Genomic DNA, 12,238 nt, shown 5'->3' with positions numbered 1-12,238 from the left:
CCAGATGGTGAACTGCCCATCACGTTTGGGCTAGACCCGTTATCTTGTCGTTATAAAAGAGGGCGGACCGAAGCCCGCCCGATCGCGGCTTGAACTAGCAGAAACCAGCGGAAAAACGGCCGGAATCAACCGCCGCGGTGACCGCCCGGGTGACCGCCGAGGTGGGCCGTGAAGGAGAAGCGATCCCCCCGGTACAGCGTCCGCACCCGCTCCAGCGGCTGCCCCTCCGTGTCCCGCGAGACCCGGTGGATCAGCAGCATCGGCAGCGCGGGCGGCGTCCCGATGAGCAGGGCCTCGCGCGGGGTGGCCAGCACGGTCTCGATCCGCTCGTCGGCGTCGCCGAACGCGATGCCGAGCCGTTCATGGAGGTACGCGTAGAAGGAGGAGTCCGGGTCGAAGTCACGGTCGAGCCCCGGCACGCGCGCCACGGCGACGTACGTGCTCTCCAGCCCGACCCGCTCGTCGTCCGCGAGCAGAACGCGCTCCATGTGCCACACGGGTTCGCCCAGCGTGAGCCCCGCCTCGGCGGCCAGGGCCTCGGGGCAGGGGAAGCGGTCGAGCGAGATGAGCGTACGTCCGGGGGTGCGCCCCTGCCGCCGAACGCCCTCGGTGTAGCTGGCGAGGGAGAGCGGCTGCTCCAGTTTCGGTCCTGCGACGACCGTCCCGCGCCCCTGCCGTCGCAGCCTCCCTTCGAGCAGCAACTCGCGCAGGGCCTGGCGCACGGTCTCGCGGGCGACCTCGTACCTCTCCGCGAGATCACGCTCGGTGGGAAGGAGGCCCCCCTCGCCCAACTCCTCTATCAGCAGGGCGATGTGCGCCTTCACCGCGTAGTACTTCGGGATACGGCCGTGCTCCGGGATGCCGGAGCGGACGGGGGCGCCGGGGGCCTGGTCGTTCGGGTAGTCCACGGGGGGATCGTCGCAGATGGGGTGCGCGCCACGAGTTCCAGGTGGCACAGGTGACACGTACGGCACAGGTGGCACAGGCGACACGGGTGACGCAGAAGGTGGCACAGGTGACACGTACGGCACAGGTGGCACAGGCGACACGGGTGACGCAGAAGGTGGCAGAGGTGACACAGGTGGCACAGGTGGCAGAGGCGACACGGTGACGCAGAGGGCGGCACAGGGATCAGCGACGGCGGAGGCGTACCCGGCGAGTCACGGCGAGCAAGGCGGCTCCCGCGGCGAACAGGACGAGGCCGGCCGTCACGCCGAGCCGGTGCGCCGCACCCGGGCCGGTGCGGGCCAACTCGTCCGGGGACGGGGCCTGCTTCTGCGTAGTGTTGCCACCACGCCCATCGCCGCCGCCCGAGCCGGCGCTGGGCGCGACCCCAGTGCCGGCGTCCTGGCCGGTGCTCTCGCTCGGGCTCGGGCTCGGGCTCTCACTCTCGCTCCCGATCTCGCTCTCGCTCTGTCCCTCGTCTTGAATGCGGAACCGGTAGTCGTTCGACTCCCCCACCCAGTCCCCGTCGTCGTTGTGCCGCTGCACGACGGCCGCGTTCGCGACGACGTCGTTCGGGGCGGTCGCGTCGGAGGTCACGGAGAGGCGCACCTTCACGGTGAGCGTCTTCCCGGGCCCCACGGTGAACCCCGGGAACCCGTCGTCGAACGCCCCCACGCTCTCAGCCGCGTCACTCGTCTCGAACGTCACCGGATGCGACCGCTCCCCCTCGTAGAACTCCAACCGCGCCTGCCCCGGCCGCAACACCCGCTTCGCGTCCACGAGCACGACGATCGGGTGAATGCCCCCGCAGGAGTGCGCCGTGGTGTTGGTGAGGTCGATGTACCAGGTCCGGAAGTCACCGCCGACGTCATAGGTGGCGGGACCATCGTGGATACGGGTCTTGATGGGGAAGTCCCTGGTGTCGGGGGCGGCACAGGTGGGACGGGGACTCGCGGGGACGAGTGGCTGGGTGAGCGCGAGAGCGGGGGCAGGCACAAGGGCCAGGGCGTGGGCGGCGGTCAGAGCGAGCGGGAGGGACTTGCGCAGTCGCATGAGAGGGCCTTCGGCCGATCGGGGACAGGAGGAATCGGGACCGGAAACATCAGGCGATAACGGGCAACGGCACCCATGACGCTGCCACACCCACCCGCCCCCACCGCCCCGCCACGCCCACCGCACCCCCCGTTCGGCCGCAAGGAGCGCGGGGAACTGCGCGACGAGCCCCCCACCCGTCCGCACCCAAAAGGCAACCCAGGGGGTCTGGGGGCACAGCCCCCAGATACGGGACCGGTAGGGGCGGAGGGGGCGAGAAACCCCACACCTCAGCCCCCACTCAACCGTCACCCCTCCCCCCGCCCAACCGTCACCCCTCCGCCCGCCCGAACAACGGCGCCAGCAACAACTGCGCCGCCCCCTCCGCAACCCCCCGCGCCCCACCGGGAGCAACCCGCACGGGCACCGCCGCATCCACCCCCTCCCGCCGAGCCCGCTCCTCCAGCACAGCCCCGACCCCCCGCACAAAGTCCTCCTGATGGGCCGCGACAGTGCGCCCGCCCAGCAGCACGAGATCAATGTCCAGCAGCCCCACGAGATTCGCGGCGCCCGCGCCCAGCACCCGCGCCGCCTCATCCACGGCTCCCCGCCTCACCGCCTCCAGGCACAACACCTCGATGCACCCGCGGTTGCCGCACCCGCACACCGGCCCGTCCAGCTGAATGACCTGATGCCCGAACTCCCCCGCCCCGGTACGGGCCCCCCGATGCACGCCCCCACCGATGACAAGCCCGGCCCCCAGCCCCGTGCCCAGATGCAGATACGCGAAGGACCCCCCGACGGCCCCGGCAACCTCGGCGGTCCAAGCGCCCGCTGGGGCGCCACCCCCCACCGCAACCCCCAACGCGGCCGCGTTCGTGTCCTTGTCCACCACCACCGGCATCCCCAACCGCCCCGCCAACGCGTCCCGCAACGGAAAACCGTCCCACTCGGGAAACCCGGTGACCCGGTGCAAAACCCCCCGCACGTGATCGAGAGGCCCCGGCAGCGCGACCCCCACGCCCAGCACGGACGCCCCCGCGACCAGGGCCTCCACCTCGCCCGCCGCCCCCTCGACGACCGCCTCCGCCCCGGCCCCCAGATCCAGTGGAGCCCTCCGCTCGTCCACCACGGCCCCCGTGAGATCGCAGAGCACCGCCGTCAACTCGTCCCGGTCGAGGTGCAGCCCGACGGCGTGCCCGGCCTCGGGGACGAGCCGCAGCACGGTACGGGGCTTGCCGCCGGTGGAGGCGCGGCGCCCCGCCTCCACCGCGAGGCCGTCCGCCCGCAGCCGGGCGGTGATCTTGCTGACGGCCTGCGGGGTCAGCCCGGTCCGCTCGGCGAGTTCGAGCCGGCTGATCCCGGACGGCCCGGCCGTACGCAGTAGATCCAGCACGAGCGCGGCGTTGTGACTGCGCAGGGCGAGCAGATTCACTCCGGGTCCGGCCTCCGCGTTACGGCCCCGCAAGCCGGACGAGGCAGCTCCCGCCGCCACGCTCACACCCGCCTCCACGACCCGACCACGCCCCTGCTGCTGCCGCCGGCCCATCCCCGGCACCGCTGCACCCGACCCCACAGCGTTCCCATCGCCCGCATCGCTCCTGTTCACGTCCCCCATTGTCCCCCGCGCTTGCACTTTGGCAACAGCGTTGCGAAAGTGGGGACCATGACAGGCATGACTGATACCCCCCTCCATGTGGGCCTCGTCGGCTACGGCCTCGCGGGCTCCGTCTTCCACGCCCCGCTGATCGCCGCGACCGAGGGGCTGACCCTCGACACGGTCGTCACGTCCAACCCGGAGCGGCAGGAGCAGGCCCGCGCCGAGTTCGGCGACGGCCTCCGGTTCGCCGCCACGCCCGACGAGCTCTGGGCGCGCGCCGACGAACTGGACCTGATCGTCATCGCGTCCCCGAACAAGACCCACGTCCCGATCGCGACGGCCGCCCTCAAGGCGGGCCTCCCGGTCGTGGTCGACAAGCCCATCGCCGGTACGGCGGCGGAGGCCCGCGAGCTGGCCGCCCTGGCCGACGAACGCGGCCTCCTCCTCTCGGTCTTCCAGAACCGCCGCTGGGACAACGACTTCCTGACCGTCCGCAAGCTGCTCGCCGAGGGCGAGCTGGGCGACATCTGGCGCTTCGAGTCCCGCTTCGAGCGCTGGCGCCCGCAGCCCAAGGGCGGCTGGCGCGAGTCCGGCGACCCGGCAGAGATCGGAGGTCTCCTCTACGACCTCGGCAGCCACGTCGTCGACCAGGCGCTGGTCCTGTTCGGCCCCGCGACCTCGGTGTACGCCGAGTCGGACATCCGCCGCTCCGGCGCTCGGGCCGATGACGACACCTTCATCGCGATCACGCACGCGAACGGCGTGCGCTCCCACCTCTACGTCTCCGCGACGACCGCCCAACTCGGCCCGCGTTTCCGCGTGCTGGGCTCGCAGGCCGGTTACGTGAAGTACGACCTCGACCCGCAGGAGGCGGACCTGCGCGAGGGCAAGCGGCCCGGCACGTCGGCCGAGTGGGGTGTCGAGCCCGAGTCCCTGTGGGGCCGCGTCGGCGCCGGGGAATCCCCGCTGACGGGTGGCGGCCGCCCCGAGCCCACGCTCCCCGGCGCGTACCCCTCGTACTACGCGGCGATCGCCGCGGCACTCCGGGGCACGGGCGAGAACCCGGTGACCGCCCTGGAGGCGGCAGCCGCCCTCGACGTCCTGGAGGCGGCCCGCCGCTCCGCCCGCGAGGGAGTGGTGGTGTCCCTGTGAACGGGCCGGAGATCCCCGAACTCGAGGTGCAGGAGCGCCGCTTGACGCTCCGCCACTTCACATACGACGACGCATGGACCCTCGGCACACTCCTCGTCGAGCTGGCCCGGGACCGTCAGGCCGCCGTCGCCATCGACATCCGCCGCGGCGGCCAGCAGCTTTTCCACGCGGCACTGCCGGGCTCGACCCCGGACAACGACGCCTGGATCGACCGCAAGCGCCGCGTCGTCGAGCGCTACGGCTGCTCATCACTCCTGGTCGGCTCGCGCTTCCGCGCCAAGGGCACGACCTTCGAGGAGTCCTCGCGCCTCGACCCGGACACCTACGCGGCGCACGGCGGCGCGTTCCCGATAGCCGTCGAGGGCGCGGGCGTGATCGGCACGGTGGTGGTCTCCGGGCTCCCGCAGGTGGAGGACCACGCGATGGTGGTGGAGGCGCTGGAGCAGTTCCTGGCCGAACAGCACCGGCGGGATTAACTCGAGGCACCCTCCGGTTGGGACTGTCGTACGAGACAGCGATCATGGAACGACACCCACCCGGAGGGAACGGAACCATGAGCACCGCCCTGAAGGAAACAGTCGGCCGGTACGGCATCTGGAGCGTCGGACTCCGCTCGGAGGACCCGGACAGGCGCGCCGATATCGCCGAGGCCGCCGCCGAGCTGGAGCAGCTCGGCTACGGCACCGTCTGGTTGGGCGGCAGCAGCGCCGCCCGCCACGCCGTACCCCTGCTGGAAGCCACCTCGCGGCTCACGGTCGGCACCAGCATCCAGAGCATCTGGCAGTACGACGCCGAGGCGAGCGCGGCGGGCTTCGCCGAGGTGGATTCGGCCCACCCCGGCCGCTTCGTGCTCGGCCTCGGGGTGAGCCACGCCAAGCTCGCGGACCAGTACCGCCGCCCGTACTCGGCCCTGGTCGACTACCTCGACGCGCTGGACGCGGCCGGGGTCCCCGCGGAGCGCCGGGTCCTGGCGGCCCTCGGTCCGAAGACGCTGCAACTCTCCGCCGACCGGGCGGCGGGCGCGATCCCCTACCTGGTCACGCCCGAGCACACCGCCCAGGCCCGCGAGATCCTGGGCGAGGCCCCGCTGCTGGCCCCCGAGTTCAAGGTCGTCCCGGAGACCGACCCGACGCGCGCCCGCGCCCTGGCCCGCGAGGCCCTCGCCATGTACCTCTCCCTCCCCAACTACACGAACACCTTCCTGCGCCTCGGCTTCACCGAGGACGACCTGGCCGACGGCGGCAGCGACCGCCTGATCGACGCGCTGTACGCATGGGGCGACGAGGACCGGATCCGTGACCGCGTCAACGCCTTCCACGAGGCGGGTGCGGACCATGTGGCGATCCAGGTGGTGGACGGCGGGCCGAGGGACGGACTGCAGCGGGAGGTATGGCACAGGCTGGCCGACCTCTTGATCTGAAGTCGGGGGGCTCAGGCGTCCTTGAACTGCTGGCGCTGACGCCCGAGTCCCTCGACCTCCAGCTCCACGACATCTCCGGCCCGGAGGAACGGCTTGGGCTCGGGCTGCCCGAGGGCAACCCCCGCCGGCGTACCCGTGTTGATGACGTCACCGGGGTAGAGGGTCATGAACTGGCTGACGTACCGCACGACTTCGGCCACCGGGAAGATCTGCTCGGCGGTCGTGCCGTCCTGCTTCAGCTCGCCGTTGACCCAGAGCTTCAGCGACAGGTTCTGCGGATCCGGCACCTCGTCCGCCGTCACCAGCCACGGCCCCAGCGGATTGAACGTCTCGCAGTTCTTGCCCTTGTCCCAGGTGCCGCCGCGCTCGATCTGGAACTCGCGCTCGGACACGTCGTGCGCCACCGCGTACCCGGCGACGTGCGCGAGCGCCTCCTCGCCGGACTCCAGATAGCGGGCCGTGCGGCCGATGACGACCGCCAGCTCGACCTCCCAGTCGGTCTTCACCGACCCGCGCGGCACGAGCACCGTGTCGTTCGGGCCGACCACCGTGTCCGCCGCCTTGAAGAAGATCACCGGCTCGGCGGGCGGCTCGGCGCCGGTCTCGCGGGCGTGGTCGTGGTAGTTCAGCCCGATGCACACGACCTTGCCGATGCGGGCGAGCGGTGGCCCGACGCGGAGGCCGGTCGCGTCCAGCGCGGGCAGCTCACCGTCCCCCATAGCCTTAAGGGCATGGGAGGTGCCCCCACCGGCGGCGGAACGGATCCGGCCGAGCGCCGCGTCGTCGGCGAGCAGCGCCCCGTCGATGTCCGGGACGATGCCCGACAGATCCCGGAGGGTCCCCTCGGCGTCGAGCAGCGCGGGCCGCTCCGACCCCGCCGTACCGACTCGCAGCAGCTTCATGATCACAATCTCCCTCGATCGCGGCAGTCGACCGATGGGTGCAGCCATCGGAGGACTGGTCGATCCTCCAAGCTTGCCGTCCAGTCCGCAATACCCCGTTCACGGACTGGACCGTAACCATTCCGTCAGGCCGTTCGACCAGGCCCGGACCGCTCAGGCCGTCTGAACGGGCCCGGACCGCTCAGGCGTTTGCACAGGCCCGGAGTACAGCACCGCCCGCTCCACCGCGCTCCACGTCGTACTGGTCACCACATACAGCGCGGCGGCCAGCGGCACCACGGCCACGGTGAAGAGCGTGAAGAAGGACATGAACGGCATGATCTTGTTCACCGAGGCGAGCCCGGGCAACTGCTGATCACCGTCGGCCACCGGAGCGGAGGCGGCCATCATCCGCTTCGTACGACGGTAGTTGAACGTCGCGACCGCGGCGACGAGGGCGAACAGCCCGAGGTAGACGAGCCCCGACGCCCCGAACACTCCCCCGTCCCCCAGCGCGTCCGCCCACCGGTCGCCGAGCGGCGCGGCGAACAGCTTGTGGCCGAGCAGGGCGTTGGCCTCGCCGCCGATCGTGGAGTTCGAGAACAGGTGGTAGAGGAGGAAGAAGGCCGGCAGCTGGAGCAGGCTGGGCAGACAGCCGGACAGCGGCGACACCTTCTCCTCCGCGTGCAGCGCCAGCACCGCCTTCTGCAACTTCTCGGGATCCTTCGCGTGCTTCTTGCGCAGCTCCGCGACCTTCGGCTGGAGCTCGGCGCGCGCCCGCTGACCGCGCGCCGCCGCCCGCGACAGGGGATGCACGAGAAGTCGTACGAGCGCGGTGAACAGGACGATCGCGGCGGCCGCCGCCGAGGCGTGGAACAGGGGCTGGAGCAGGTCGGCGAGCCGCTCGACCAGGCTCGCGAAAGCGGACATGAACGTGGACATGGGTGAGCCCTCCGGGGGGTCTCGTCGTGCCGGGGTTTCGGAATGCGGCATGACGACCCGCGCGGGGTCCGGCTATGGGGATTCCCCTACGCGGCGGCCGTCAGGAGGGCACGCCCCGGCGCCCGGGGGCGCGTACGCCCCGCCGCGTCGGGATCACGTTGGGGCAGGAAGGCCGTACGGTGCTCACGGTCGCGAATGGCCGTCCGGACCCTCGTACGGGGGACGGCGGGCGCGCAGCGCGAGCCGATGAGGGCGCAGATGGCGAGCGCGGAGCCGGCCCCGGCAGTCGCGGCGATGGCCACGGCGACGGCGGCGGAGAGACTGCCGGTGTCGAGCAGGGCGACTTCGAGCAGCAGAAGCAGCAGCACGGCGGCGGGGCGCATGTTCACCCAGCTCCGGATCATCGGCTGCTCCCTCCCCCTCATATGGGCTTGCTCATAGAGGCTTGCTCATACCGGCCTGCCCTGCCGTTCGTTATACAGGAGCCGTCTCGATCGGCTCCAGCAGCCGCTTCGGCTTGAGCAGCGCCCGGCTGACCGGATCCGTCGGGTCCGGATCAAGTCCCGGTCCCGGCACCATTTCGACGTCCGGGACGGGTACGAAGGTTCCGCAGGCGGGACATTCGCCGTACCGGCCGAGCTCCGTGCCGCAGGCCGCGTGCCGGAAGGAGCGCAGCTGAGCCTCGCTGAAGTGCTCGCGGCCCCACAGGCCGAGCGAGCGCAGGGTCGGCCAGAGCGCGATGCCACGGTCGGTGACGACGTACTCGTCGCGCGGCGGCGACTCCTGGTAGCGGCGCTTTTCGAGGATGCCCTCGGCGGTGAGCAGTTGGAGACGGGCCGCGAGGACGGCGCGTGGGATGCCGAGGTGGACGAGGAAGTCGTTGTAGCGCCGTACGCCGTAGAGCGCGTCGCGTATGACGAGGAGCGTCCAGCGCTCGCCGACGATTTCGAGCGCGCGGGCGATCGAGCACTCCTGTGTCGCGTAGTCCTTGCCCAGAGCCATGACCCCACTGTAGCCACTTTTCGACTTATTGGTTCAGTGAACGAACCTAAGGTGTTACGGTCGAGACCTACACAGGTTCATTTAACGAACTCACCCGTTCCGAAGGGGCAGGCCACATGACCCGGCTCGACCGGACCGCCGACATCACCACGCACCCGGCGCCCGACACACCCGCCGCACCCTCGTCGACCGAGGTCATCCCCCGTGCGGCCCCCACCCTCGCCCTGACCAGCGCCGCCACCGCCGTGGCTCTGATGACGTACACCGCGCCGCTGGTCACGCTCCCCGACACCGCCGCCGCGCTGCACACCTCGGTCTCCGCCCAGGCCTGGCTGCTCAACGGCACCCCACTGGGCCTGGCCGCGCTGCTCCTGGTCGCCGGCAGCCTCGCGGACGACTACGGCCGCCGCCGGATCTTCCTGGCCGGCACGGTCGCGCTGGGCATCACCACGGCGCTGGGCGCGCTCGCGAACTCGACCTGGCTGTTCACGCTGGCCCGCATCGCACAGGGCGCGGCGAGCGCGGCGATCCTCGCGAGCAGCCTGGGGCTGATCGTCCACGCCTTCCCGAACCCGCGCAGGCGGCTGCACGCGACCGGCGTCTGGGGCGCCTTCGTCAGCGGCGGCATCGCGGTGGGCCCGCTGCTCGCGGGCGGGATGGCCGAGTGGAACTGGCGGCTGGCGTACGCGGTGCTGGGCGCGGCCGCGTTGATCGTCGCCGCGCTGGGAACCCGCGCTCTCACGGAATCCCGCGCACCCCGGGGCGGCCGCCCCGACCTGGCGGGAGCCCTGACCTTCGGCCTGGCGCTGGTGGCTCTGGTGGCCGCGCTCACCCTGGGCCGCGACGGCTGGCTGCGCGCCCCGGTGGGCCTGCTGCTGGCGGCGTTCCTCGTTCTGATGGCCGTGTTCGTCGTCATCGAGAGCCGCAGCCGTACGCCCATGATCGACCTCGGCCTGTTCCGGCACCGCCGCTTCCTCGCCTCATCCGCGGGCGGGCTGTTCACGGGCGTCGCGGTGATCGGCGTGTTCAGCTTCCTCCCGGCGCTGATCCAGCGGACGCTCGGCCTGTCCGCGCTGGACACGGCATGGCTGGTCCTGCTCTGGTCCGGGCTGTCCTTCGTGGTCGCCCTGCAGGCGCGGCGCCTCGCGGGCAGGGTCTCACCACGCCACCAGCTCGCACTCGGCTTCGCGCTGCACGCGGTCGGCATCCTGACGATGCTCGGCGCACTCGGCGCCGGCTCCTGGGCGCGCCTGCTCCCCGGCTTCATCGTCTCCGGCGTGGGCAGCGGCCTCCTCAACGCCGCCCTTCCGCACCTCGCCGTCGAGTCCGTCCCCGCGACCCGCGCCGCGATGGGCTCGGGCGCGCAGCAGACGTTCCGCTACATCGGTTCCTGCGCCGGCGTCGCCCTCACGATCGCGCTGGTGACCTCCTCCGGCGGGGTCGCGCACGGCTGGGACATCGCGATCGCCGTGTCGGCGGGACTCGCTGGGGTGGCGGCGGTGAGCGTGCTGGCCCTTCGGGAGCGGGGCTGACTTCGACGGCCTTCGTGAGGCGGGCCCTCACCCCCGCCTCACACCACCACCCCGTCCACCTGCAGCGTCTGCACCGCCCCCGCCGCGAACGGCACGCTCAGCGACTTGCCGCTCAGGTACGTGTCCGAGTGCGAGGCGTAACGGTCCCCGGACCCCGACGTCAGGGTGTTCCAGCGGGGGACCAGGCCGCCCGTGCCGCCCGACACCGTGGTGAAGCGGGAGAGGTCGAAGGTCAGGGTCTGGGCGGAGGACGCCTTGTTCACGGCCACGATCACCAGGCGTTTCGCCGTCGCGTCGTACGCCGCTGCCGCGTAGTCCACTCCCGTGTCGACGATCGTCATTCCGGGGCGGATGTGGCGGGTGAACTGGGCCATCACGTAGTACTTCGTCTGGACCGCCCCGGGCGTCAGGGTGCTCGCGTCGTACGCGATCGTCGCCCAGCCCGACGACGGGTCCATGACCTGCCAGTAGACCCAGGCGGTCGGGTGCAGCCAGCGGAAGTCCAGGCAGAGGTTGCTCGCGAGGGTGAGGCCGGTGCCGTCGCTGTCGCCGTACTCGGAGTTCCACAGGCCCTTGCCGGCGGTCGTCACCACGTCCGTGTAGAGGAGGTCGCGGCGGCCGCCCGAACCTTGGTAGCCGTGCACGTTGACACGGTTGACCTGCGCCTTTGTTGTCGAGCTGAAAGAGCTCCAGGTCGTACGGGCCAGATCGTAGCTCGTCTCGTCCGATGCCGAGATCTTCGTGGCTGTCAGGCCTCGCTTGTCCAACTCGCCGCGCAGGTACGGGAGAACGGCCGCCTGGACCGACGCGTCCATGTGGCAGCCCTCCTGGGTGCCGGTGGCGGTCCACCAGCTGGAGGACGGTTCGTTGAAGGCCTCGACGGTGGAGAAGTTCACGCCCCAGTTGTTCTTCGCGTAGAGAGCTACTGCCGCCAGGTGGGACGCGTGCTGTCGGTAGTTCCAGGACTGGAGGTTGTTGCCGCCGCCGGACGCGCCCGACGGATTGTGGTTCAGACACATCCACCACATCGGGGAGTTGGCGAACAGCTCACTCGTCGCACCCCGTGACGTCGCCTTCAGCAGCATGGCCCGCTGTGTGGCGTCGGCCGTCCACTTCCAGGCCGAGGAGGTGGGGTCCTCGTTGTTCCAGTCCTGCCAGTAGCCCTCGATCTGCTTGAAGGAGGGGATGTTGGCGGAGGCGACCATCTTTTCGCCGTTCACGCTGTTCCAGCTGCACGCGCCAAGGTTGTAGCGGGCGATGTTCAGGCCCAGGCCGGGAAGCGAAGTGCCGTTGTACGTCGTCGACCTGGTGGTGAAGAAGATGTCGGCGAAGTCGTCCCGGGCGCCGAACACATTGGCCCACCACGCCAGCGAGGTACCCCAGCCCTCCCATTTCCCGTACGTCGCAGCGGGGTTGACGGCGATGGTCGCGTCCGCGCGTGCGGTGCCCGTCGCCAGGGCGCTGCCGAGGACCGTACCGCCCGCGGCCGCCAGCAGTGTTCTACGTCGGATCATGGCTTCTCCGTCCCGCTCAATCGCCGGTCGTCCTGCCGGCGTTGGCCCGTCGATTCGGTCGCCGGTCACCCCAGCGGCGTTGGTCCATCGCCTCAATTGCCGGTCACGCCACCGACACGGCCCGTCGGCTCAATTGCCCGTCACGCCGGCGGCACCGGCCCTCCCGCTGACGCCATCAGGCAGCATCGGGTGTGGCGGGTGGGGTTGTCGAGGGTTGC

The 12,238-nt window shown here is 71.2% G+C and carries 12 protein-coding genes; 4 read left to right on the top strand and 8 right to left on the bottom strand.

What is annotated here, in order from left to right; translation table 11 throughout:
• Positions 1–125: 125 nt before the first annotated feature.
• The 3 genes from ACZ4RZ_RS29000 to ACZ4RZ_RS28990 all read right to left on the bottom strand — a co-directional run bounded on the left by ACZ4RZ_RS29000 (position 126) and on the right by ACZ4RZ_RS28990 (position 3,526).
• The gene (locus ACZ4RZ_RS29000) at positions 126–908 is read right to left on the bottom strand and encodes a GntR family transcriptional regulator (protein ID WP_467748919.1); all 783 of its coding nucleotides are present in this window, start codon (positions 906–908) and stop codon (positions 126–128) included.
• A gap of 223 nt (positions 909–1,131) precedes the next feature.
• The gene (locus tag ACZ4RZ_RS28995; RefSeq protein ID WP_467748918.1) at positions 1,132–1,998 is read right to left on the bottom strand and encodes a hypothetical protein; all 867 of its coding nucleotides are present in this window, start codon (positions 1,996–1,998) and stop codon (positions 1,132–1,134) included.
• A 310-nt stretch (positions 1,999–2,308) separates the two neighbouring features.
• On the bottom strand, positions 2,309–3,526 hold the full coding sequence (locus ACZ4RZ_RS28990; RefSeq protein WP_467748993.1) for an ROK family transcriptional regulator: 1,218 nt from the start codon (positions 3,524–3,526) through the stop codon (positions 2,309–2,311).
• A 117-nt stretch (positions 3,527–3,643) separates the two neighbouring features.
• On the opposite strand from ACZ4RZ_RS28990, the gene ACZ4RZ_RS28985 reads away from it, so the two are divergent.
• The 3 genes from ACZ4RZ_RS28985 to ACZ4RZ_RS28975 all read left to right on the top strand — a co-directional run bounded on the left by ACZ4RZ_RS28985 (position 3,644) and on the right by ACZ4RZ_RS28975 (position 6,149).
• Positions 3,644–4,729, top strand: a complete 1,086-nt coding sequence (locus tag ACZ4RZ_RS28985; RefSeq protein ID WP_467748916.1) for a Gfo/Idh/MocA family oxidoreductase — start codon at positions 3,644–3,646, stop codon at positions 4,727–4,729.
• Positions 4,726–5,205: a heme-degrading domain-containing protein gene (locus ACZ4RZ_RS28980; protein ID WP_467748915.1), complete on the top strand. Its 480-nt coding sequence runs from the start codon at positions 4,726–4,728 to the stop codon at positions 5,203–5,205. The genes ACZ4RZ_RS28985 and ACZ4RZ_RS28980 overlap by 4 nt, the downstream gene beginning before the upstream one ends.
• Before the next feature lie 77 nt (positions 5,206–5,282).
• Positions 5,283–6,149: an LLM class F420-dependent oxidoreductase gene (locus tag ACZ4RZ_RS28975; RefSeq protein ID WP_467748913.1), complete on the top strand. Its 867-nt coding sequence runs from the start codon at positions 5,283–5,285 to the stop codon at positions 6,147–6,149.
• Positions 6,150–6,160: 11 nt separating this feature from the next.
• On the opposite strand, the gene ACZ4RZ_RS28970 is transcribed toward ACZ4RZ_RS28975, so the two are convergent.
• The 4 genes from ACZ4RZ_RS28970 to ACZ4RZ_RS28955 form a co-directional block, all read right to left on the bottom strand.
• Entirely contained in the window at positions 6,161–7,051 is an 891-nt protein-coding gene (locus tag ACZ4RZ_RS28970) for a fumarylacetoacetate hydrolase family protein (RefSeq protein ID WP_467748912.1), read from the bottom strand.
• Positions 7,052–7,204: 153 nt separating this feature from the next.
• Positions 7,205–7,960, bottom strand: a complete 756-nt coding sequence (locus ACZ4RZ_RS28965; RefSeq protein WP_467748991.1) for a YidC/Oxa1 family membrane protein insertase — start codon at positions 7,958–7,960, stop codon at positions 7,205–7,207.
• A gap of 98 nt (positions 7,961–8,058) precedes the next feature.
• Positions 8,059–8,376 (bottom strand): DUF6412 domain-containing protein, encoded by a 318-nt coding sequence (locus ACZ4RZ_RS28960; RefSeq protein WP_467748910.1) that lies wholly within the window; start codon positions 8,374–8,376, stop codon positions 8,059–8,061.
• Positions 8,377–8,446: 70 nt separating this feature from the next.
• Positions 8,447–8,974, bottom strand: coding sequence for a winged helix-turn-helix transcriptional regulator (locus ACZ4RZ_RS28955; protein ID WP_467748909.1), 528 nt, complete (start codon positions 8,972–8,974; stop codon positions 8,447–8,449).
• Between the two features lie 116 nt (positions 8,975–9,090).
• On the opposite strand from ACZ4RZ_RS28955, the gene ACZ4RZ_RS28950 reads away from it, so the two are divergent.
• The gene (locus ACZ4RZ_RS28950; protein WP_467748907.1) at positions 9,091–10,506 is read left to right on the top strand and encodes an MFS transporter; all 1,416 of its coding nucleotides are present in this window, start codon (positions 9,091–9,093) and stop codon (positions 10,504–10,506) included.
• 38 nt (positions 10,507–10,544) lie between these two features.
• Here ACZ4RZ_RS28950 and ACZ4RZ_RS28945 read toward each other — a convergent pair whose 3' ends face one another.
• Positions 10,545–12,020, bottom strand: a complete 1,476-nt coding sequence (locus tag ACZ4RZ_RS28945) for a glycoside hydrolase (protein WP_467748905.1) — start codon at positions 12,018–12,020, stop codon at positions 10,545–10,547.
• Positions 12,021–12,238: the final 218 nt, after the last annotated feature.

This window comes from Streptomyces sp. NPDC027189 (genome assembly GCF_055566975.1).
Note: the sequence above shows the minus strand (reverse complement) of the source record. Positions and strands in the feature narration are given on the sequence as shown.